The sequence below is a fragment of the Shewanella corallii genome (assembly GCF_023349125.1).
GTDB lineage: Bacteria > Pseudomonadota > Gammaproteobacteria > Enterobacterales > Shewanellaceae > Shewanella > Shewanella corallii.
The window spans coordinates 60,693-83,486 of record NZ_JAKIKT010000010.1; the positions used below are offsets into that span (position 1 = coordinate 60,693).

Here is a 22,794-nt window from a genome sequence, read left to right on the forward strand (position 1 = left end):
ATCTCATTGGCCATGTATTTTCTATCCTTAGATCTACTCATTCGTCCAACAACCATTAAAGTCGAATTACCTATAGTAGTTTTATCCGATTCACTTGGCCTCTGAGTTAGCGCAAAAATGGGTGCTAAACCTCTTGCCCTGCCCCTCCGAATTACCATTCCCCAGTGGGGTGGCGCTTTGCCTGCTGTAGTCATGTTTGCCAGATCCCTAGGACTGGTTAGCCTGACGTTTGCTCACTTCCACTGGTAAATGCGAAACTATTAGCAGTAAAGCCTGAGTAAATGCATTCAAGCCACCGGGAAACGATATAAACCGGGATTCTGAAGGGAATAAGTACAGGGAGATTTTTTGACAATGGATAGAGCTTTAATCACTCTGACAACGGTTTTGGTATTAACCTCTTTTACCGGTTGTGCGGATAACAAGTTGCTCATGGCTAAGTTTGGCAATGCTGGAACTACAGACGGTCGCTACAGCATCAGAGAAATAATGGTTTCTGATACCTCAGGTTGGTTTTCAGATTTTGGTTATGGAGCCGTAAGTGGCTACCCTGGCGCTTACGCAACGATTTCAGGCTTAGGCATACCCACTCACGTTAAGGGTCACTGGAGCAAGAACCCGGAATCTACAACAGACTCCTTAGTTTATTATCGAATTGATAGTGTCATAGACAGCACATTGGCTCTTGAAAAGATGAAAGCACTTAACAATGCGTATGAAAACTTTGAGCCTTCAAATGCAACTGTACAAGTCGTGGTAGATAAGGCTCATCTCAGGATTTTTTATACCTTTAATTGCTTCGACTCTTATGATGACTGCTCTAAAAAAGAAGGGAGCGACCCAAACGGTTGGATAGTGAGAAGCCCGACAGACTTGACCGATGTCGTTGTACTCTTCTCTGGCAATGGAGAGAGTTCACTTACTCCCTTCCCTACCTCCCCCTATGACAAGCGGATAATAAGAGCCGTCAATGTAGGCGAAACCGTTGTCAGCGAAGCCACTTTTCAGGATGTCGATTCAGTAAATCACCAAGTCACCGACCAGATTGTATTACCTACTGCATTCTCGGTAGTGTGGCGGAAGAAGCTGAATCCAGACGCTGGATTTTCTGATTGGCAATTTGATAACTACCAGCTCGATGGCGACTTTCCTGCACAGGATATGATGGAGGAAAGCATTCAGGCCTACCGTAACGCCATGGTGGGTTACGTCAAAACCAGCACATTTGATATCTTCGCTGAAGAAGACAACCTGTTTATCACCTACAGCGCGGCTTGTTTAACTGAGAAAGCTGGAGAGCGCTGTAAAGTCATCGAAGACCCACAAAAACGCTGGCGCTACTTTGACGAGCTTGGTCGTTATGCCCTTGTACTGTTTGAAGGAAAAGGCGAACAATTCGCTGGTGAGTAAGGTTAGCATCAAACATAATTCACCCTTATTAACACCTCACATACCTTACGACTCGTCGTCAGCAGGTGCCAAAATCTATCAATTAAAGTGATCTATCCGGCGGGAACGCCGTATCGAGATAAGTTAACGAGACCCATCCCAATTCCTCGTTAACGCGGCCCCTGCGATTGGTGCTGTCAGGGGCCGCACCTAATGCCCCCTTAACCGTTTTAAAAGACGGGAACTCGTTTCCCGGTTAAACCCCGATTGGGCACTCTCTGCTGACGTTCAGCATCAACTTATCGAATGAAATGGCGTGCAGGACATACTTGGCGACAGACTCCTGAGAGTTGTTGTAGCGGTTGATCATCTGCTTGGGGTCACCATCATGGTTGTGTTCAAAGAAGTACCACTTTCTGATTTTTGAATGGCCCTGGAACTCATAGGTGCGCAGGCTCTCTTCCCCCAGTATCGACTTTAAGCCCATGGCGTACTGCTCGCCTGAGGGGCTGATCTCTATTCCCAGAAAGCCACTGTCCCACAAAATTGAGATAGCTTCGTTGGTGTCGATACTCAAAGGCTCCAGCCTGTCCTTAAGGTCTTTAAACTCGAACGGGACTTTAAGGCAGTACAGGCTTTCCATTATCTTTTTGAGTACCGGATAGCGGCGCGTACCTTCAATCACTCGCTCATCGTAGAGCACAGCGCTCTCTTTCTTGATGGCGTCTTGAATGGTGGTGAAAGGGATTTTCCAGCCCCCTCTTCCAATCAGAACGTCTTCAACATCCTTATCGTGTACTTCAACGGCGTGTTCGACGATTTTCCTGGCGAGGCGCTGTATATCCCGTGATCTGTGGTGGGTGTGTCTGAGCACATATTTGAAGCTGCATTCTGCATAACCCACATGACAGTGGTCGTTGCGGACGGTAGCACCATACAGGGTATTCCAGGGGTCTACATTTTTGCGGTTATAGCCCCGGGCGGCCTGCCTGAACTCATACTCGATGCGCTTATTGATGAACTCGCGAAGATCTGTCTCGTTCCAGCGCATGCGTTTGACCTTTGAGGTCATCTTTTGCGGGAAATTCAGGTCTTCTTTGCGGTATCTGTGCCAGGGAATGGTAATAAAGATCTCTGCGCCATTGAGCTTATTGGGAGTGAAGTAAGCCTGGTAGGTGTTCAACAGGGACGAAACCGTAAGCTGGGCGATACCTGATTGTGCTTCAAGGGGTGAATTGGGTGTCTCTATGGGTTCAATGGCGATTTTGGGCTTTATCTTTTCGGAGCTGATATCACCAATACACTTGATCACATCGGAATAGGTTTTGTGGTGAAACACCGCAGACAGGTCGGACTTAACCTCATCGGCTTTGTTCAGATCCACTGCCGAGTTGGTGGCGATTTCCACGGCGATTTTAATGCTTTTCCAGATAGGGAATTTAATCCTCTCGATAAGGGACAGCTTATGAATCGCCTTCCAGTGCAGGCTGTTCTCCAGGTTGTAGTATTCCTGAAGTGCGCCCAACTGAATCACCAGGGCCCGGATGATCTCAGCCCTCCACAGGTCCTGCAGTGCCACCTCAAGGTTGTAATTGCTGTCGGCGTGAATGGCTTTGAGGGCGACCATCTCTTTGATATCGAACGCGTGCTCATTCATATACCAAAGATCGAGAGGATTATCCGCCTTCAGCTGTTTCGCCAGCTCTTTGCAACTGTCAAAAATCGATGCGGTTTTACCTGTTCCCCACTTACCTGTGATGATAGGTTTTGAAATCCGGAAACTCTTTCGGTCCAGAAAACACTCGGACAGAAGATCATCATCTTCTGCATTATCATCCCCAAAAATCAGCCGCATACACTCCCCTTATTTGTATAACACCACTCACCCTATTAGTGAGGGCCGGGAATTGTCCAGTATGCGTCTCTCTATATTTGTCAGGCCGAACTGTGCATTTGTACTAACCCAGCCATAGTTGTTTCGCACTATATGCAAGCGGGTTTTCATTACTTTTCGAGGCGGGTTGCGGCTCGTTGTAACATCATTTTCGCTCCTTAATCAGTGAGGGCTTTCAGGCAATTGCGTTGATTAGCTGTTGAATCCTGCGTTTGCTTTTACCGGGATAAAACCAGGCTCAATGTTGATTTGCGAAACAACGATTGTCAGCCGCTAAATACCTATAGGTGCTGCAGGAATGGCAAAAAATCATAAATTAGTGGGAGAAGATACCGACTGGTCCTTGCCCTGCCCTTACCAGTAATGCAATAAGCCACCCAATCAGCTATTGCATTACCGACAAAAAGGACAGATCAGCTGGCGGGTCGCCAGGCAGAAACACCATAGTAGGCAGCAACGATGGCGGTGAGGAAGCCCTCTATCCAGCCAATGATGGTCGCGTTTTCATGTATCTCAGTCAGTATGCTGGTATTGGCGAAGTCGTCGACCACGGCGGCAATCAACATAAATATCAGCGAACCGATAATGGTATAGAGGGACATATAGGCCATTTTGCGACGGTTTTTAAATCTTTCCTGTGAGTATTGGATAAGCGCCGTTTTATCTGCGGGAGAAATATCCGGGTCCTTCACAATCTCAATCATAATCCTAAGCGGATCTCTTGCGGCATCTGTGGTTTCTATCTTTACCGGGAATACGGATGCGCTCTGATTGTCCTGATCCTGAGCATTGTTATCGCCAGTGTTTGTATCAGTCATATCAAACTCCAATTGTTTTTTGGGGAGATGAATACTGCTTGGTGGGTTTACCGAGATAACAAGCTACATGACACAAAAGCAAAATGCCCGAGCTAAGCCGGGCATAAACGGGGAAGATTCATACGTCTTTCTGAAAGCACTGGCGCTATTTTTACCCAGTCATCTGGCGTTGTTTAGTTTATGAGTGAGCCAGCTCAATATTAAACTTCAGTGTGTCTAACGCTGTGTCCGTCTCCGATAGCCCAGCTTGTATCAGGTTATCCATCGTCAATTTTGCACACTCCTGGTTCAGGATAAGTCCTAATAGCTCAAGCCTGGGAAGGTGCATTTGGTTGATGATTTTTTCTCTGTTATCACCAAGGACTTCGCTCATTTGACTGATAAAGCGAGTGTAGGTTGGGGACGCTTTAAGATCGGTGGCTGACAGCCAGTCCCAGGGAAGAGGACTGACATTCCATAACTGATCGACCATCAATCCCGCCGGCGCAGATCTTAACAGTTGAGAGATCAATGCCTGTTGCTGCTGAAGACTGAGTCTTGTGGCCAGTGTTTCCAATTCAATTCGAAGATCAAGGTTATCTTCAATCATACTGGTGACCAGATTGTCGAGTAGTAACGCCAGATTCTTGTTATTCAACGCAGTGACAGCGTTGTTGACTAACACACGGTTGGGATTTGAAGTGCCCTGTATACGGTTATCCATGAATGACCAGGCTCCCAAAAATTGCTCCATCGAGAGTGACATCTTTTGGGCCAACATGCACAGTGGCACGCTTGCAAGGATATTGGAGAGATTCCGGATATGTGCGCTATTGAGCATGGGCGCGTAAATCTGCAGCCGTCTTTTGAACAGCCCTTTATGTTTTTTGACCAACCACTGACTGACTTCCATCAGATCTTGAGAATAGTCAGCGTCGGGATACTCACCAAGCCGTAACAGCATAAGCGCGATGACTGCTCTCACTTTAGCTGATTTGTCCTTCATTGCGTGATGAAGCAGTGGCAAGTCGTCGTGATTCAGACCTTGATGTAATACTTTATAAAGGGCTGCACGATTATCGGGCTTCTCCCCCAACACAAACTGCTCAATGAGCGCTCTGGCATATGCCGGGTTGCGCTTTCTGATGTATTGCAGCAATCTGAGCCGGATTGACGGCATGAGAGCCTGCCATTGGTCATGTTCCAAACCATTTTGTTCTGTTAGTTGTACATTGTTATTGTTCCCGACCAGCTCAAACACAAGAGAGTCTGGTATCAGGGTGAACTGTGCGTTGGGAGACCAGTCCTCAGGATGCGGCGTCCATCCCCTGCTCTCAATCAGAACCAGAAAACGATTTAGCAAAAACTCGTTCTTTTTTAACTGCTTCAATAGCCTCTTAAATGCCGGTCGTGATTCTGCTGTGAGTACGGGCAGTTGTGTATCGAAAAGATTATCCATAAGCTCCATTACTTGCCGTAGGCCCTAACGACTCAGGCGAACCGGATGCCAACTGATCCAGTATATTGTGGCCATTATTTTGCCCACTCCCTCTGATGACACATTATGTCAGTGAGGCGATTCCGTCCAATTGCCAGAAAGCACTATTTCAACATGGCAGGGGCTGTAAAAGCAGATGGTGGTATTGATAGCCCGTCACTTCCCTGTGGTCGGGGCTTAATTTGGTGGGTTACTGTTAAAGCATAGACCATGGCCTGAACACTTTTGTTCTTGTATTGATTGGTTGCCGGTTCCTTTGGAGCATAGGCGATGGCTCTGACTTCCCTGTCTGACCTCGGTATTTACCAATGCCAAAGAAACCGGCATAACTGTAATTTGGGTAGAAAGTAGCCCGTCACGTCCCTGTGAACAGAGCTTAAGCTTGATAGTTGGGACTATCAGTTGGTGCTTGCGAAAACTTCTCCGTAGGAGTAGCTGGTGGCCGTGTAGCTGATGTTATTCAAGTTGCCCAGAGGGCTTTTGAATACCAGCCATGACGCTGAGGTACCCGCTCCTGCATCAAGATCAGACACAGAGGTGCTTGCGCTTGAGGAGATCAGGCTGACGCCTGCAGGCAGCGAAATAGACGCCGTAATGTCGTGCGCTTTGATGCTGCCAAGATTGGTGATATTAACCCTCACCGTGTAGTAACCAGGCAAACCCGCATAGGTATAGCTTTTAACCAGGTTGAATGAAGGTGCCACGGCGCGCTCAAAGTTCTCCTCGGTAGCCAGAGCTACACGTTCACTTTGAGAGCTGTTCCAGGCGTAAACCTTAATCACCTTGCGACCACTTGAGGTTGCTGCAACCTGATGCACGTTATCTTTGGACGAGAAGTCAGTATCTTCGAGGCTTTCCGAATCTTCATCGTAAAGGCGCATATTGATATCACTGAGGTTTTTATAGCTGGTTGGGGTACTGGCATTGTTGTAGTCAACATCCCGCTCCCACACTATGGTGGACTTGTCACCCACATAGTTCTGGCCAACATACAGTTTGTAGTCCCCTGAGTTACCGGTTTTGGCAATGGTATCGATGAAGTAATCATCTTTGTGGAATTCAGCATGGCGGGCATCCAGATAACCCCAGCCATAGGTACGGTTCCACTCTTTACCCGTCACCTGACTGTCGTCTGCTGTGGTTTGGGTGTTGGCATCATCCCAGGAGTCGGCGGTGTTGATCATGGTCGCCTTCATTGAGATTGGATAGTAATGGCCTGAGTCTCTCAGCAGCAGAGAGACAGCCCCTACTTTTGGTGCCGCTGAGCTGGTACCGCCCAGATTGGCGTAGCTGTTACCTGTAGTACAGGTGTAGGTTTGATTACCCGGCGCGGCGATATCCGGCTTTTTACGTCCATCATAGGCAGGACCACGGCTACTGCTGCCGGTGATCACATCGTCTGAACGGGTCACAGTGTTCTTGTCATCCATGTTGGCCACTGTCATACCGTTATAGTTCTCGCCTGGCTGGGTCATGGTCGTGCCGGCACCATATCCCTGGTTACCAGCAGATTTCGCCCAGATCAGGTTCTTGCTGTGGACTATGCCATCAACAAATCGTGCCATGCTGCCCCAGGTCGTGGTCGAGGCTGAGCCGTTACCCCAGGAGTAGTTGATCACCTCAGGGTCATCGGATGCGGTGCGTACCATCCAGTCGGCACCGGCCATAGAGGTTGACGCTGAACCTGCATTGTCGACCAGGATCTTATCCAGGCCGTAAGCCAGACCTTTGTAGGTGTTGTTGGTACTGGCATACATACAGGCCACGCCTGTGCCATGGGTACCATTAACGGCATAGTTTTCGATAAAGGTGTGGCTATTCAGGGCGCTGTGAGTCTCTTCCACACCGCTGTCTAGAATACCTACATCCCAGATGCCGCCATCTTCACCATCGTTCCAGAATGACCCTACACCCAAAGATTGAGTCTGGTTATTCAGTTCAGGTTCGCCAGGGTTATCCAGGCTCACCGCAATGACCATAGGGTTCTTAGCCAGTCGCTTTAAGGCATCTGCTGGCATGGTAATGGCTACCGAATGGTTGGTATCGATAAACTGGGTTACTTCGCCACCGAGGGACTCCACCATGGCAGCAAACTTTTTCTGGGATGGCGCCAGAATGGACTCAGCTTTATCTTTAAACTGGCTGCGAATATCCAGCGCGACCTCTTCACGCTCCATATTCAGTTGTTTCATGCGTTCGGTAATGGCCTTAGGTTGACTGCCTTTGGCTGCGGACCAGGCATCCAGCTCTTCATCCTTGGTGGCAAAACTGCCTTTGGGTTCATATTCCCTGACCAGAGCGCGGATCTCCTGGCTCACTTTCTCTACCGCTTTGGCTTCCTGCTCCCTGGCCTGCTTAAGGATGGCACGATATTCGGGGGAGTTAAGCTCGACGATTAATGGCAGAGTTGGATTATCAGCGGCGAAGGCTTTCACCGCGGGGTCGATTTTGTATACAGGCTGGGGAGCCTCTACAGGCAACGCCTTCTGCCCTTCCAATACCTCAGGTCCACGCTGTTTGAAGTTTGAGGTTTCTGCAAATACCGGGTGGGCGTCCATACCCAAAGACAATACCAGGCCAACGGCCACGGAAACTTTACTGATCACCATCATGTTGAATACTCCATTCTCATCTAGATTCAGTCACAGGCTGCTCCAGCCTGTTGTGCTCATGGGGTTCGCCGGTGCAAATACCTGGGTTGCCCCCGGCGAGTCCATGCTGCGATAGAGATAGAAAGTTCCATGCCAACTTATATAGTGTTGTTTTTGTTCAGGTTCCGAATTATACACACTTTGGAACCTGTGGTAATGACATGTCAAAACCGGTTTCTGACATTGCGATTAGATGCCAAATGAGCATAAAAAAGGCCCCGAAATACGGAGCCTTTAATTGAAACTGGGGTTACTGATAACGACCGGATGAGATGAACTGGTTGAAGGACTCACACCAGACGATAGCTGTGGTGTAGCGGCTGATATCCAGATGTTCCGGCAGTGGCAGCATAAAGCCTTTAAATGAATTGATATTGCCTATTTCAACCATCTTGTCTTTGTTGGCCAGAAACTGCTCTTCATTTTCCACATAGACAGGCGACAGATACAGGCGGTAATCAGGGCCCGGAGCCAGATCTCCTGCAAATGCCACGGTATCGGGTGCAAAGTACAACATGCCCTCACCCCAATGCAGAAGATCGCTGCCACTGCGGTTACGGTCAAACTCGGCAACATAACTTGCGTTGGTTTGAACACCGCTGAGCTCAGAGGCAGAAGGCGGCTGTTCCTGGATCAGGATGGGCAACAAAAATATGCCCAGTGCAATGCCTAATAACAGTGCGGCACCGTGGGTAATTAATCTGGCTAACCATTTCATTTCACTTTTCCTTTTGGTCAGTTTCCATCGATTCCTGCGAGGTTATCCATGACCTTAGCATAAGCAGATTCATGACGCTCTATCTGACTGGTATGCAGGTATTTTGAGGTGGTATCAATGCTGTCGTGGCCTGCATCAGCCTGCACATGGGACAGCGGCCTGCGATTGATATTGATGTCATGGGTAATACCTGTATGTCGGATATTGTGTGCGCTCATGCCTGCCATGGCATTAGCATCTTCATCCAGACCATCCTCCCGGGCCTCTAGTGCGGCCATTTCCAGTACCTGCTGAACTTCCTCTCTGAGTTGGCGGATCCCCAGGTTGGCGTTGAGCACACCGGTTTCCCGGCCCCGGCCCGCGGCTCTATGGCGAACAAACAGAGGTGTGGTGTCACCGGCAGATGGCAAGTCTGTCAATCCAAGAGACCGGCGATACCGGGTCAATGCTTTCAACAGGGCTTTGGATACCGCTACGCTGCGACGTTTACCGCCTTTGGACTGAGGTACTTGAAAACTCCAAACGCCGGTTTGAGGATGGCGCTTGAACTGACCCATTACCGGAGAAAAGCCCGCTCTGGCGCCGACTTCGGAAATACGCAGGTAACAGGCGTACAGCAGGCTTATCAGAAACAGACTGCGCTCACCTGACCTGGGTTGTTCCCGGGCCAGCTTTTCGGCACAGGCCATCACATATGACCACTGCAACTCAGTGAATGCGGGCAGTTCGTCATCCTGCTGCAGGGCGAACTTACGGTCACGGTTATAACGGCTGTGGTTCATCCAGATCTGTGGAGGGTTTCGCTCGCAATACTCTTCACCGACCAGATAAGCGTAAAAAGATGAGAGGATGGCGATTTTGGTTTTGAGCGCATTCTCAGAGAGTTGATACGGGGCTTCCTGTCCCAGCGTCTTCTTGCCGGTAAAAGGTTTCCATGCCGGATTGGGACTTCGCTCACCACTACTTTTATCGGCTTTGAACTGGGCCACATTAAAGTAGCCAATCAACTCTGCTGGAGGTTGCTGACAGTAGCCCACGTACCGGGAAATATCTTTACGGGTAAGCTGCGCCGGCGACATGGCTGCTACATCGAAACACCAGTGGAAAAAGGTGGTCAGCTCACTGCGATAAGCCTTGTAGTTGTTCTCGTGATGACGCTGCTCCATCAACCAGTCACAGGCGTGTTCATACACCAAACCGGCATCACTGACCTTATCGATACTGATCCCTGTGATGTATTGATTGACTTCGGCATTGCCCTGTTCCAGATACTGAGGGCCATCAAACAGGGGGATAACGCTGGGCATTTAGGTGTTAATTCCATAATAAACAGAAACATAATATTACCTTACCCAGGCACGAACAGCTAAGACGTTTAGTACCGTGCTGCGTGGAGCCTGGCAGCCGTTAAATCACATCCGCCGATAACTAGCGGTTGGCCATTGCTCTACTACACTGAATCAATAGGCTTTAGATACGAGGTCACGGGTAATGTTGAATATGGGAAGCAACAGAAAAGGCTCTTTATTTACGGGGAAAGCAAAGCCCGCGGAAGCCAATTCGTTACCACCATGGAAGATTCTGATTATTGATGATGAGCGGGATGTCCACACAGTCACCAAGCTCGCGTTGTCCCGCTTTAAGCTCGACGGTCACGGCCTGGAGTTTATCAATGCCTACAGCGCCGAACAGGCGAAAACCCTGCTGCTGGAAAATGATGATATCGCCATGGCCTTTGTTGATGTGGTGATGGAGACAGATCACGCCGGTCTGGAGCTGGTTCGTTGGATCCGGGAAGATTTGCAGAATCAGGCGATCCGCCTGGTACTAAGAACCGGTCAGCCCGGTCAGGCACCAGAAGAGGATGTGATCGTCAATTACGACATTAACGACTATAAAGCCAAGTCTGAGCTCGATGCCCGCCGCTTACTCACCTGTGTTTACACCTCTGTTCGCGCCTACCGGGATATTATTGAAATAGAGAAGGCCCGCAAGGCACAAATGCAACACAGAGAGGGGTTGGAGCGGGTACTGTCAGCATCATCCGGCCTGTTTGAGTTCCGAACTCTGCATAAGTTTGCCGAAGGGCTGCTCAGCCAGGTGGCCAGCCTGCTCAATATCGATACCCAAACCCTGTTTTTACGTTGCAGCTCGTTCGACGCTGTGGTGCTGGCACCCAATGAGATCTCCTTCGATGTGCTGGCCGGCACCGGCAGGTACTCGGGCGTCAACAGTGATGTTATTCCCGATGACATCAATGAAATGATGAAAGAGGCTATCGCCGCTGAAAAATGTATCTACCGAGATGACTGTATGCTGGGGTACTTCCCGACCCAAAGGGGCTGGGTGAATCTGCTATATCTGGATGGTGTTGGCAATATCAGTGAATTTAATCGCAAGTTGATTGATATCCTCGCGGTCAATGTCGGGATCGCATTTGAAAACCTGATGCTCAACAAAGAGGTGGAAAACACCCAATCAGAACTGATCATGCGCCTGGGTGATGTGGTGGAAAGCCGTAGTAAAGAAGCGGCCAATCATGTTAAGCGTATGTCCGAATACTGCTTTGAGCTTGGGATGCTCGCAGGAATGACGGAAGCTGAAGCTCAGTTTCTGAGACGCGCCGCGCCGATGCACGATATCGGTAAGATAGCGATTCCCGATGACATATTGCTGAAACAGGGCAAACTGGATGACGAAGAGTGGGAGATTATGAAGCAGCATCCGGAGATTGGTCATCAGATCCTGGGTGACTCTGAGCGTCCTATTTTAAAAGTTGCTGCTCAAATTTCGCTGGAGCACCACGAAAAGTACGACGGCAGCGGCTACCCCAACAATCTGAAAGGTGATGATATCAGCCTGTACGCACGTATTGTTGCCATTGCTGATGTGTTCGATGCCCTCACCCATGCCAGATGTTACAAGGAGGCGTGGCCATTGAACGAAGTTATCGATGAGATGAAGAAAGGCGCAGGAACCCACTTTGACCCCTTCCTGCTGGCGCTGTTTATGGAAAACATCAATACCTTTGTCGCCATCAAAGATCAGTGGCGGGATATCTGACATCCTCCCCAAATGCCACCCAATATAAAAAAGCCTCCTTTGCTGATAACGCGGGAGGCTTTTGGTTTGAGAGTCTTTCTATTCTTTGCAACTGGCCATAATGTCCTGGCTCTTGCGGTAGATTTGGGTGTCTACATCCATCAAACCAAGCACAGTATCAAACAGGTTATCGTGGGAGAACCCGCCAGCTTTGGCTTTAACCGCAATACAGGTGCGTGACAATTTGCTGTCGTTAAGAAAGCTGTTGGAGAACCAGGCAAACATAGGGATATGGGTTTGTTCATCCGGCGCTATGGCATAAGGTGCTCCATGAAGATACATGCCATCTTCACCCAATGACTCACCATGGTCGGAAAGGTACAGCATACCTGTCTCATACCGATTGCTTTCCTGCTTCAACACCCCTATCACCTCACTCAAAATATAGTCTGTGTATACCAGGGTATTGTCGTAACTGTTGACCAGCTCCTGATGGGAGCAGTTTTGTATGTCTCCGCGCTTGCAATCAGGCATAAACAGCGCTTTGTCTTTAGGGTAACGTTGGTAATAAGTGGGTCCGTGGCTGCCCATCATATGCAGTACAATCAGGGTGTCCTCCGGGTGTGCGTCCATCTTCGCCAGCGTCTTCTTGAGCCGGTCAACCAGCACCTGATCCTGGCAGGATTCGCCATTACAAAATTCAGGGTCTGCATCCAGCGCAATCAACTCATGGGGGATCCGGTCGCAAACACCTTTACAGCCGCTGTCGTTATCAATCCAACTGAGCTTGATATCAGCATGGTGAAGCACATCCATCAAGGTATCTTCGGCGTGGGCATGCCTCGCGTCGTAATCTTTACGATTCATGCGGGAGAACATACAGGGTAAAGATACCGCCGTGGCTGTACCGCATGAACTGACATCATTAAATACCAGCAAATTATCTTTGGCTGTGTATTGGTTCGTGGGCCTGTCGTATCCATAGTTCTGGAAGTTTTTGGCTCGGGCGGTTTCTCCCACAACCAGTACCAGCAGCTTTGGCTTGTGGTGCTTTACCGTTTCGTGGGCGTCCAACCCAAGCTCATGGTAAGGCAATGGTTTTTGAAGGTAAGTGATATTGATGTACTTGACCAGCGAGCCGACAAAATAGGTGGGTACTATGGAGCGCTTGAAGTTGTCGTTATTGCGACCAAAAGTCACATAGTTTTGCAGGAACAACGCGGCAATCAGCCCGATAATCATGGCATTGACCAGAATAAACAGCCCCTTTTGCTTGAGCATTGTTGAGGCTTTTGGGTATTGCAGCGGCGCTTTATAAATCCAGATGGATGGCAACACACCGGTCAGCAGGAAACTTAGCACTGAACTGATGTTCAGATAGGTCTGCGCTTCGGCGGGATTGGTTTGAAAAATGTTCTGCATCATACCGGCATCAAAGATAATGCCGTACTGCCATTGACCGAAGAACACCAGAGAACTGACCAATGTCAGCAGGATAAAGAAAGGTTTAACCAGGTACCTGACGCTGAACAGAGAAAACAGAATCGACAGTGCGCAAAGCAAGAACAGAGGAATGGAGCCGACAAACCACCAGTTGACTGCTGACTGTGCCGCCAGGCCTCTTTCGACTACAGAAAAGAACGGAATGTTAAAAATACAGACGTAAAACAGTGCCAGCAAGAAAGTGAATCGATTGATACTCGTCGGCCAAATGCTGAATCTCAAAATAAACCCCGGTGAGATAAAAAGAGCGTGAAAGAGCAACAATTGTAACCTTATTATTCGTACTCGCTCAGTAAGATAGCCCTTTATTGACAAAGATTAACCCTGGGTAAATCTAGCAGTTTTTGGTCACTATTTATCCTGTCAAAGCCAATAGGGAAACAATCACGCCAGGGGGCGCTGACCCGGTACAAATTAGCAGGCTATAATGCGCCTTTTATCCTGAATGGAAGTCCAGCATGTCTTTGTCTTTTATCCTGGTTGAACCCGCCCGGGCAGCCAACGTAGGTGCCGCAGCCAGAGCGTTGAAAACCATGGGGTTCAATGAGTTGATCCTGGTTAACTCAAGCGCGCATCAGGAAGATGAAGCCAGGTGGGTTGCCCATGGCGCAGCTGACATTCTGGATAACATTCGCGTGGTTCCCTCGCTTGCATCACTTCGCGAAGAGTTTGACCTGTTAATCGGGTCCACCGCCAGAGAGCGCGGCAGTGCCAAGGTATTTCTGACCCCGGATGAGCTTAATGGCAGACTACAGCAGCATGAAGGTGGGAAAGTGGGGCTGGTGTTTGGCCGCGAGGCCAGTGGTTTGAGCAACGAAGAACTTAACACCTGTGACCTTTACACTTATGTGCCACTTAAGAATGAATACCCCTCGATGAATCTTGCACAGGCGGTCATGGTTTACTGTTATGCATTGAGTAACCTTGATGCCCGTATCGGCATTCAACAAACCCAGGCACCTGATGCTCAGGTACAGGCGTTGAAAGCCAAAGCTGAAGTATTATTGGAAAAGTTGGCAGTGACACAGGACGACAAATTGCGGGCATGGCTGTTGGATGGGGTGGCTCAACTACAATCCAGAGACTGCAAGATGGCTCATCAATTAGCCAGTGATTTGTTGAAGCACATTGATTGAAAAGAGAATTTACCATCAAAAAAGGACGCTGCATTGGCGTCCTTTTTTGTCAGCTGCGTCTTAATCTGACGACTTTCATTATTTCCATGTCGAAACCGGCAACGGTTTCTGAGGCTGGATAGTAGGTCAGGTTAACTACCTGGCCTTCAAGGGATTTGTACTTTTTGGTTCTATGGTACTTGAACGGTACGTCATAACCCTTGATCATCAGGGTATTGATAAAGCGCTCACCCTGCTCTCTTTGTGTATGAGATTCCACAGTACGATCGACACTGTGAACCAGCCCGGGATGTTTTTCCTGTAGTTTTTCAATATCTGTTTTCATACTTTCCATCCTTTAGTTGGCCAGTCAGTATAACCTATTTAGCGCACAATTTCTCGCCAACAGTGTCCCTCTGTCGTCAGTAATCCGTATAAACTAATTCAGAAGGAGGAGTTGATGAAACCAGCACTTATTATCATCGCTTTGGGGCTAGTGACAGCCTGCACACCTGCGCAGGATGCGAAAGGGGTGTGGGACAATTATATGAGTCGGCTTGAGACGGTAATGGACGACAGTGCCCCTGCCCCGAATTATGCCGTCCCCCTGTTTCAACCACCCATGCTTCCTGAGACAGATAGCTCTGTCAGCGTGGGGGTCCTGGACCTGTTTAAGCTGGACAAATGCCGTTTGGGCACTCTGGTCAGCGAGCGAAACAGTACCCTTGGCAAAGTCTCCACTGCCAGTCAGCAATTTATCTACCACGTTCGCTTTATTCAGCTGACCCCGGAATGCCTTTCTATCCTGTCGGACGAATCTCCTGAACTGACCAAGTCTCTCAATCTGGCATTGGTGGACAAGCAGCAAACTGCTGTCAGCGCCTTTGACCGCATGCTTGTTAATGACGCCAGCCTGAGGCAAAGCCTGTTTGCAGGCTCAACCAGTATGCAGCTGGACAATGCCCTGGCCGGGATTACTGAATTGGAAATGGCCGTAAAGAGCCTTCTGCAAATGAAACAGGCATTGGATGATGGGGAATTTGACCGGGTTGATACCGAGCTTGTAGAGTCCAACCTTGAGCAGTTTTATCGACACAGTTTGCTGCAACGTTATATGGCAGGAAGCCGGGATAGCCTGGAAGCGCTGGAGCAGGTCAACCTCCTGTTGGCGGCCAATCCAGACTTCAGAGAGTGTGCTAAGCGCGGTAATAACCGTTCCCGGGAGATCCTGGCTACAGTGTTTCGCAAGTATTACCTGCCCGGCGCTCAGGCCTACTTGTCCAGGTTAAGACAAATCCAACTGAGGTTAGGACCTGACTTGATTGCTCTATTCAAGGGAACCGCTATGGCCGAAGGCGTGAATTTTTACTTCGCGGAGGGCGACGGAAATACCCTGCATGGGCGGATGGAAACTCAAATCAAACAACATGTTGCCTGGTGGCAGCGGCTTCAGGATTCCTGTGGAAATCTATTCTGACCTGCAATAAAAGACCCGCCGAAGCGGGTCTTTTCCCTTTCAAAAACTAATGACTATTAGTAGCTGGCTTCAAGGGTCAAACCTGAGTATGAGCTGTAGCCACGCAACATGATGTGGTACGTGGTGGCCGAGCCATTGGTCAGGTTGCAGGTCTCGTTATTACCATAGCGGTATGGACGACAATCCCAGTCACTGGTGGTTGGTGCGCCGCCTGCTTTAACATACAGATCTGCGTCACCGCTACCGCCGCTGCTTTGCACGGTCAGAGCCATTCCCGCTGGAACGTCAATGGTGTAGAAGGTTTCTGACCTTCTTGAACCACTGATGTTGGTTTCAGGAACACCATTTTCCAGGCAGTTATCAGAAGTACAGCCACCGCCGCCTCCACCAACTGTATAAGTACCGGTCAGCGTTGCGCCACTGTAACTGCTGTAGCCTCGAACCATCACGTACCAGTCGCCCGCAGCTGGGTTGCTGAAGTCACAGGTTTCGTTATTGCCGCTTCTGTAAGGACGGCAATCCCATGTAGAAGTGGTTGGTTCGGCGCCATATCTTACATACAGATCACCGTCGCCACTGCCACCTGCCAGAGTGACCGACAGATTGGTTGCATCAGCAGGAACACTGATAAAGTAGCCGGTTTCAGAGCCAGAGCCACCTGACACGCCGACGCCCTGACCATTGGTCAGCTCATTGCCATTACCCGGAGGACAATCTGTGGTACAGCCGCCACCGTCGCCATCCAGGGTGTAAAGCAGTTTGTTTGGTGAACCTGTTTTGGCATCACTGACTTTACCGTCAGACGCACGCGATGCCAGAGTCGACACAACCTGTGCCGGGGTCAAACCAGGAGTTTGATCCAGCAACAATGCTGCAGCACCCGCCACATGAGGTGCTGCCATAGAAGTACCACTGATGGTGTTGGTTGCGGAGTTGGAAGTGTGCCAGGTCGAGGTAATGCTGGAACCCGGCGCATAAATATCCAGACATGAGCCGTAGTTGGAGAAGCTTGAACGGGCGTCATTGTTGGCGGTTGAACCAACAGTAATGGCGTCGGCGGCACGAGCTGGCGAATAGTTACAGGCGTTGGAATTGTCATTACCGGCAGCAACAACAAAGGTTACACCTGCCGCTACAGCTGCGTTAACAGCGTCGTCCACGGCCTGAGAAGCACCACCACCAAGGCTCATGTTGGCAACAGAAGGGCCGGATGCATTGTTTTTCACCCAGTTAATACCGTCAATGACGCCTGAATAAGAGCCGGAACCCTGACAGTCCAATACTCTCACGCCAACGATATCGACGTTTTTAGCTACACCCCATGTGCTGCCACCTATGGTGCCGGCAACGTGTGTACCGTGACCATTACAGTCAGATGCATCACTGTCATTGTCGACAAAATCATAACCACTGGTCGCGCGGCCGCCGAAATCGGCGTGGCTGTTTCTTACACCGGTATCGACTACATAAGCTGTGACGCCAGTACCGTCATAATCATAGTGATAGTTATTATCCAGCGGCAGATCTCGTTGATCTACCCTGTCCAGTCCCCAGGTCGCACCGCTTTGATCACCGGCGGCCAGAGGGGCAATTGTGACCATTTGGTCTTGCTCGACATATTTTACATTTGGGTTCTTTTTCAATGCCTTGAGCTGAGCTTTGTTGGCCTTTACCAGCACACCATTCAGCACATCACCGAAGTGTCTCTTCACCTGAACTGAGTACTGATTTTCAAGCATTGCACCCTGCTGGACAGCAAAATCCTGCACTGCCATTGGGGTGTTAAGGCTTAGGACAGTTGGGGTCTTAAAGACAACAATGTAGTTGTCCGGGATAAGTTTGGCCTGTACTTCCTGTTCAATTGACACCTGGGCCGCCTGAACACAAGGCAGAAACAGAGTGGCCACAGAGGCCGCTATTATCTTCTTGTTGTACATGTCTATCTCCAAATACTTGCCAAAATCGGCGATATCTAAAGTACGTGGATTGTGACATTTGTCTGCATTAACCGACGGATCCAGTCTGGATTAAACACGTGGTTTGGAAAGTATAGTTGACAGAAATAGGTATAATTTCAAAGATAAATTTTGTACTAAGCCGTTACTATTACTACCGTAGGAAAGTATGAAAACAGTCCCCGAGCCTCTAAATGTAACAGTTTGTAACGATTTGGGCGCAACTCAAATTAGACTGACAACTATACCTCAAGGGTTAGTTAATCAGTCGTTTGAATGATTCTGCTTTATAAGCACAATAAAAGATTACCAAGGGATTTCCTGACCGGAAAAATCCATGAATTCCCCGGTGTTAAGTGGCGAGATAGTATCCAATATTCGTTTCAATCCGATGACCGAAGCCTCGATATCGATAAGCGCATTTGGACCGCCCATATCGGTAAGTACCCACCCGGGGTGCAAGGCAACGACGGTAATGTCATCCTCCGCCAGATCCAAAGACTGACTTTTAGTCACTGAATTTAATGCGGCTTTTGATGACCTATACAGGTAACCACCGCCTGAATGATTATCTTCCATGCTGCCGACCTTGGAGCTCATATTGGCGATACAGGCTGTATCTGCCAAACAAAGGTTGGGATGAAATGCTTCTGCCATCTTCTGTGGCGCAATAGTATTGACTGTGAAAACCTTCTCCCATTCACTGACATTCGTGTTACCAAATGAGACGCCTTTCGGCCCATAATAGCCAGCATTATTGATCAGCAGATCCAGAGGAACACCTTTTAAGGCAGAAGCAAGGCTTTGAATTTCATCATAATTTGTAACGTCCAATCCGTAGACTACCAAGTCATCATCCAACTCCATCAGTGAAGTCAATTCGATAGCATCTTCCGGACTGCGGCAACAGGCGGATACCCGCCAGCCATCATTTAAGTAGGCTTTAACCAGACCTAAGCCAATACCTCTGTTGGTGCCGGTTATCAAAACATGCTTCTGAGTTTTACTCACCATAGCTACAACCTCGCCAAATATTGAACGGTAAGATGTGACACTTTGTCATGGAGTTGATCTTCAAAATCGTCGAGCTGAAGGTCAAAAACCTGTAAACAGTTTGCGGCCTGATCATGGGATAATTTTTTGTTTCCCATGCTGTAACTGATTTCAGGTAGCGATTTGTCGTACCTGGGTTCCATTCGGCAAGTAACCATATCAGTCATAAAATGAGAGATAGCTTTATTGGCCAGTGCACAAAATGGTTCGACATGTTCAGTACCTGTTGGGCCAAGACAACCTGGCTCCAATCTATACAACACATCAATCGTAACTTTCCGGGACATGTGAATTACCTGGGTAAGAATGAGAATGAAGGGAAGCGGCAAATATGGGCAACTGCCCTTTCCCTCTTCCCTAAGTATATGGCCGAATATTTGGCTTCGCTGATTCCTTTACTCCTCTTCGACAGAATCCAGCAATTGCGCTGCGGCATGCTCGGATAAGAGATTATCCAGAGCTTGATCAAAACTATCGAAGCTTTGCTGCTCCATGTAGAGTTTCAATCTATTAATAATGTCTTTACTGACTTCGATATGCGCTTTCTTTTGGCGCTTTTTAATTTGTGATATTTCTTTACGGGCTTCGCGCCAGCCAAGATCGCTGAAAAACTGATTCAGCAATATATTGGTCGCTTTCAATTGCTGAGCAACCGATTCTGATTTTTGCCTGTGGCTATTAACCAAAGCTCTTAGGCTATCAATCAACTCATTGTAAATTGGATGCTCTGTTAGTCGGTTTGCCGAGGCAACTGAGACAAGATACCAATCCGGTTTCCGTTGGATATTTTCGCTGGTTAAAAACCGATAAATCATAGGTACGGTCAAACTGATTTCATCAGCCTGGATCAGTAACAGTTTGCGACCGGCCCGGGGCGCATCGCCGTGATATCTCCACTCCACTTTTTTTCTCCTGATAAAATGGTTACACCATTTATATTTCAGAAATTATAGGGCCAGGAAATATCGTTTACAACAGTCAGTTACTCACAGCATCAAGGTATTTAGTGGTTACACCATTATATCTGGGGTGTGTTATCACACCTAAAGTCAGTGAGGATTATCTATACAAATAAAATGGCCAACCAGCGTTTATTACTATTAGACAGGCAATATAGAGTATCAGTATTTTTCAATGACCTCGCCGGATGAAGTTGAGGCTTCAGCATAAACAGATTCAGTCAATCCTAATTGAATTACAGCTTAAGGCAGAGAAAGGATCCAATTTCGCCCTCCGTGATTTTTCTGTTTAACGTTCTGGATTGGTCAGGAACAGTCCGGTATCCATTTATTGTCAGTATGTAAGCGCGCCTTTTATACAGAATAAATGGTTCACCATCCATTTATCCATTATGGTGAGCAAGTCAACTGCCCTACTGATTTAAACCTGAGTCGCTCAGTAAATATACCACTTTAAAGCGATAACCCCCTTCCTTGAGACGCACAGTTCAAGGAGTAGTCAATTGACGCCGCTACCAGTGATAATGACGATTATCACTGGTAGTAATTGTCTGATTTAAGTACAATTTGCGCCACTATAAAGGAGATACCAGAGGTACTTAGTGTCTTATCCTTATTCTGGCTCACCCGGTCGAGCTCTGATCAACAGTCAGGTTCCTGAGCAATATCATCAGGAGTCCAACCTGCCCAGCAGTATTTTGGATGACTTCCATAATGCTGCCGCTGAAACAGAGTTTGAAGTCTCCGCAAATACCCGGCGAAACTACGCGACCAGCTTTTCGATTTTCCAGGATTATTGCCAACACCATGGTATGAGTGCGTTGCCGGCAGACCCGAGAGCAGTGATCTCCTTTATTGGTCATCAGAAAGATCTTTACCTGGAGTCCGGTGTTCAATTATCAAAGGCGACACTGATCACCCGGCTCGCAGCCATCCGCTTTTACCATTTACAGGCAGGGTTTCGTACGCCAACGGATCATCCTATGCTGCTTCGAATTATGCGCGGCATCAGTCGTAACCAGTATCGACAGCAAGCTCATTATGATCAGCAGCCTATAATGTATACAGAGTTGGCCCGATTACTGGCTGCCGTAGATTCGCAGCAAAGTGGACTGTTGAAAGTGCGAGATAAGGCTCTAATTACTTTAGGTTTTCAGGGTGGATTTCGACGCTCTGAATTAGCTTCATTACAAACCCAACATCTTACCTTTCTTCACGACAAGTTGAGAGTTCGGCTCGCCTTTTCAAAAAGTAACCAACAGGGGGGCAAGGAATGGAAAGACCTGCCCTACTCTGAGCAGTTCGCAGCGGCAGACTATGTTCGTCGCTGGTTGGAGATCAGCCAACTCAGTTCCGGCCACCTGTTCAGGTCCATCAGCCGATGCGGTAAATTTACCCGCCCCTATGAGCGCAAAATGCCAGGTAGCAGCGGTCGAAACTCAGGCTTTTTAAATGGTGATGACGTTTATCGTACTGTAAAAAAATATTGTAAAATTGCTGGCTTAGGCGAATCCTGGTTTGGCGCACATAGTTTGAGAAGCGGCTGCGTCACTCAGTTGCATGAGAACGATAAAGACACACTTTATATTATGGGCCGCACAGGTCATACCGATCCCAGGTCATTAAGACATTACCTTAAACCGAAATAATTATGCCCGGACATACTTATACAGAACTCCTTAGCCAATATTGGCCTGATGCGAAGCCAGAATATATCGAAACCATCCAATCTTTATGGAGTGGCTATGGCGAACTGTTCAGAGTACGGGTCAAAGACCAAAGGTTTTGTGTAAAGTACATCCAACTGACTGATAAAGCTGTTCATCCCAGGGGTTGGGATACGGATATAGGGCATCAGCGAAAATTACTCTCCTATCAGGTTGAAACCAATTGGTATGCTTTCCTGGCAAATACTCAGTTGTCACTTCCACCTATCCCATCCTGTGTGGCACTGATTGATTTCGATTCCGGTCGTTTTATCATCATGGATGACCTTGAAAATCTGGGATATTCCCCGACTTCTGAGACCAATGACAGGGGCAAGATTGAAAGTACGATAGAATGGTTAGCCATATTTCATGCAGCTTTTATGGTCGACACCCAGGTCTCCCCCGTACCAGATAAAAACCAGCTATTGTTGGCGCCAGCATCCAATCAACTCTGGCCTGAAGGTTTATGGCGGCGCGGTACCTATTGGCACCTCAGTACCCGCCCTGATGAATTCGCCTCCATGCCGGATTCTGAATTGAAACAGGCCGCAGCTGATATAGACATGAGTTTAAGCTCTGCCCGTTTTCAAACCCTGGTTCACGGGGATGCCAAGCTGGCTAATTTTTGCTATCACAAGACTCAGGAGTCACGGGTTGCTGCAGTTGATTTTCAATATACTGGCGTAGGCATAGGGGTTCAGGATTTGGCTTACTTTCTTGGGAGCGTAATGGATTCAGAGCAGTTGTTTCAGTCAGCTCCTGAGTTGCTGGATTATTATCTATCCCGGTTATCGGCTTCCTTGCAGAACAAATTTTCAGCAGCTGAGATTCGCGACCTTAATCAGGAATACCGTCAACTCTTCCCTGTAGCATGGGCAGATTTCGACAGATTCCTCGCAGGCTGGGCTGCAGAGCATCCAAAGTTGAACGCCTTTTCTGCTGCCCAGTGTGATAAAGCACTTAAAATAGTGTACGAAATCAAAGGGTAAATTCGGGGTAAATTGCCCTTTTTGCCCGCTGAATAGATCGAACTT

The 22,794-nt window shown here is 48.4% G+C and carries 17 protein-coding genes; 6 read left to right on the forward strand and 11 right to left on the reverse strand.

What is annotated here, in order from left to right; all coding sequences use genetic code 11:
* Positions 1-354: 354 nt before the first annotated feature.
* A complete protein-coding gene (locus L2725_RS20115; protein ID WP_249250611.1) occupies positions 355-1,410 on the forward strand; it encodes a hypothetical protein in 1,056 nt (351 codons plus the stop codon).
* Between the two features lie 235 nt (positions 1,411-1,645).
* Here L2725_RS20115 and L2725_RS20120 read toward each other — a convergent pair whose 3' ends face one another.
* The 6 genes from L2725_RS20120 to L2725_RS20145 all read right to left on the reverse strand — a co-directional run bounded on the left by L2725_RS20120 (position 1,646) and on the right by L2725_RS20145 (position 10,254).
* Entirely contained in the window at positions 1,646-3,244 is a 1,599-nt protein-coding gene (locus tag L2725_RS20120; protein WP_249250612.1) for a P-loop ATPase, Sll1717 family, read from the reverse strand.
* Positions 3,245-3,696: 452 nt separating this feature from the next.
* Positions 3,697-4,101 carry a hypothetical protein gene (locus L2725_RS20125; RefSeq protein ID WP_249250614.1) on the reverse strand — a complete coding sequence of 135 codons (405 nt, stop codon included), beginning with the start codon at positions 4,099-4,101 and terminating at the stop codon, positions 3,697-3,699.
* A 178-nt stretch (positions 4,102-4,279) separates the two neighbouring features.
* Positions 4,280-5,539, reverse strand: a complete 1,260-nt coding sequence (locus tag L2725_RS20130) for a DUF5691 domain-containing protein (RefSeq protein WP_249250615.1) — start codon at positions 5,537-5,539, stop codon at positions 4,280-4,282.
* Between the two features lie 437 nt (positions 5,540-5,976).
* Entirely contained in the window at positions 5,977-8,190 is a 2,214-nt protein-coding gene (locus L2725_RS20135) for a S8 family serine peptidase (protein WP_249250616.1), read from the reverse strand.
* A 289-nt stretch (positions 8,191-8,479) separates the two neighbouring features.
* Positions 8,480-8,947, reverse strand: a complete 468-nt coding sequence (locus L2725_RS20140) for a DM13 domain-containing protein (RefSeq protein WP_249250617.1) — start codon at positions 8,945-8,947, stop codon at positions 8,480-8,482.
* A gap of 17 nt (positions 8,948-8,964) precedes the next feature.
* Positions 8,965-10,254: a tyrosine-type recombinase/integrase gene (locus L2725_RS20145; protein WP_249250618.1), complete on the reverse strand. Its 1,290-nt coding sequence runs from the start codon at positions 10,252-10,254 to the stop codon at positions 8,965-8,967.
* Between the two features lie 193 nt (positions 10,255-10,447).
* On the opposite strand from L2725_RS20145, the gene L2725_RS20150 reads away from it, so the two are divergent.
* Complete coding sequence (locus L2725_RS20150) at positions 10,448-12,010, forward strand: response regulator (RefSeq protein ID WP_249250619.1); 1,563 nt, start codon at positions 10,448-10,450, stop codon at positions 12,008-12,010.
* 78 nt (positions 12,011-12,088) lie between these two features.
* Here L2725_RS20150 and L2725_RS20155 read toward each other — a convergent pair whose 3' ends face one another.
* Positions 12,089-13,714, reverse strand: coding sequence for a phosphoethanolamine transferase (locus tag L2725_RS20155; protein WP_249250620.1), 1,626 nt, complete (start codon positions 13,712-13,714; stop codon positions 12,089-12,091).
* Positions 13,715-13,950: 236 nt separating this feature from the next.
* Between L2725_RS20155 and L2725_RS20160 the strand changes: the two genes are divergently transcribed.
* A complete protein-coding gene (locus L2725_RS20160; protein ID WP_249250621.1) occupies positions 13,951-14,628 on the forward strand; it encodes a tRNA/rRNA methyltransferase in 678 nt (225 codons plus the stop codon).
* A gap of 49 nt (positions 14,629-14,677) precedes the next feature.
* On the opposite strand, the gene L2725_RS20165 is transcribed toward L2725_RS20160, so the two are convergent.
* Positions 14,678-14,953, reverse strand: coding sequence for a hypothetical protein (locus tag L2725_RS20165; RefSeq protein WP_115136790.1), 276 nt, complete (start codon positions 14,951-14,953; stop codon positions 14,678-14,680).
* Positions 14,954-15,067: 114 nt separating this feature from the next.
* On the opposite strand from L2725_RS20165, the gene L2725_RS20170 reads away from it, so the two are divergent.
* Positions 15,068-16,084, forward strand: coding sequence for a DUF3080 family protein (locus L2725_RS20170; protein ID WP_249250622.1), 1,017 nt, complete (start codon positions 15,068-15,070; stop codon positions 16,082-16,084).
* 56 nt (positions 16,085-16,140) lie between these two features.
* On the opposite strand, the gene L2725_RS20175 is transcribed toward L2725_RS20170, so the two are convergent.
* The 3 genes from L2725_RS20175 to L2725_RS20185 form a co-directional block, all read right to left on the reverse strand.
* Positions 16,141-18,021, reverse strand: a complete 1,881-nt coding sequence (locus L2725_RS20175) for a S8 family peptidase (protein ID WP_249250623.1) — start codon at positions 18,019-18,021, stop codon at positions 16,141-16,143.
* A gap of 324 nt (positions 18,022-18,345) precedes the next feature.
* Positions 18,346-19,053: an SDR family oxidoreductase gene (locus tag L2725_RS20180; protein WP_249250624.1), complete on the reverse strand. Its 708-nt coding sequence runs from the start codon at positions 19,051-19,053 to the stop codon at positions 18,346-18,348.
* 434 nt (positions 19,054-19,487) lie between these two features.
* The gene (locus L2725_RS20185) at positions 19,488-19,919 is read right to left on the reverse strand and encodes a hypothetical protein (protein ID WP_249250625.1); all 432 of its coding nucleotides are present in this window, start codon (positions 19,917-19,919) and stop codon (positions 19,488-19,490) included.
* A 734-nt stretch (positions 19,920-20,653) separates the two neighbouring features.
* Between L2725_RS20185 and L2725_RS20190 the strand changes: the two genes are divergently transcribed.
* Both L2725_RS20190 and L2725_RS20195 read left to right on the forward strand, forming a co-directional pair.
* Positions 20,654-21,700, forward strand: a complete 1,047-nt coding sequence (locus tag L2725_RS20190; RefSeq protein ID WP_428985307.1) for a tyrosine-type recombinase/integrase — start codon at positions 20,654-20,656, stop codon at positions 21,698-21,700.
* Positions 21,701-21,702: 2 nt separating this feature from the next.
* Positions 21,703-22,749 carry an ecdysteroid 22-kinase family protein gene (locus L2725_RS20195; protein ID WP_249250626.1) on the forward strand — a complete coding sequence of 349 codons (1,047 nt, stop codon included), beginning with the start codon at positions 21,703-21,705 and terminating at the stop codon, positions 22,747-22,749.
* The last annotated feature ends 45 nt before the right edge of the window (positions 22,750-22,794 follow it).

What these genes read in the sequence shown, in the direction of transcription:
- L2725_RS20140 (WP_249250617.1), bottom strand. Translation starts at nt 8,947, where the DNA reads ATGAAATGGTTAGCCAGATTAATTACCCACGGTGCCGCACTGTTATTA.
- L2725_RS20180 (WP_249250624.1), bottom strand. Translation starts at nt 19,053, where the DNA reads ATGGTGAGTAAAACTCAGAAGCATGTTTTGATAACCGGCACCAACAGA.
- L2725_RS20160 (WP_249250621.1), top strand. Translation starts at nt 13,951, where the DNA reads ATGTCTTTGTCTTTTATCCTGGTTGAACCCGCCCGGGCAGCCAACGTA.
- L2725_RS20175 (WP_249250623.1), bottom strand. Translation starts at nt 18,021, where the DNA reads ATGTACAACAAGAAGATAATAGCGGCCTCTGTGGCCACTCTGTTTCTG.
- L2725_RS20150 (WP_249250619.1), top strand. Translation starts at nt 10,448, where the DNA reads ATGGGAAGCAACAGAAAAGGCTCTTTATTTACGGGGAAAGCAAAGCCC.
- L2725_RS20130 (WP_249250615.1), bottom strand. Translation starts at nt 5,539, where the DNA reads ATGGATAATCTTTTCGATACACAACTGCCCGTACTCACAGCAGAATCA.
- L2725_RS20120 (WP_249250612.1), bottom strand. Translation starts at nt 3,244, where the DNA reads ATGCGGCTGATTTTTGGGGATGATAATGCAGAAGATGATGATCTTCTG.
- L2725_RS20125 (WP_249250614.1), bottom strand. Translation starts at nt 4,101, where the DNA reads ATGACTGATACAAACACTGGCGATAACAATGCTCAGGATCAGGACAAT.
- L2725_RS20115 (WP_249250611.1), top strand. Translation starts at nt 355, where the DNA reads ATGGATAGAGCTTTAATCACTCTGACAACGGTTTTGGTATTAACCTCT.
- L2725_RS20145 (WP_249250618.1), bottom strand. Translation starts at nt 10,254, where the DNA reads ATGCCCAGCGTTATCCCCCTGTTTGATGGCCCTCAGTATCTGGAACAG.
- L2725_RS20195 (WP_249250626.1), top strand. Translation starts at nt 21,703, where the DNA reads ATGCCCGGACATACTTATACAGAACTCCTTAGCCAATATTGGCCTGAT.
- L2725_RS20170 (WP_249250622.1), top strand. Translation starts at nt 15,068, where the DNA reads ATGAAACCAGCACTTATTATCATCGCTTTGGGGCTAGTGACAGCCTGC.
- L2725_RS20135 (WP_249250616.1), bottom strand. Translation starts at nt 8,190, where the DNA reads ATGATGGTGATCAGTAAAGTTTCCGTGGCCGTTGGCCTGGTATTGTCT.
- L2725_RS20165 (WP_115136790.1), bottom strand. Translation starts at nt 14,953, where the DNA reads ATGAAAACAGATATTGAAAAACTACAGGAAAAACATCCCGGGCTGGTT.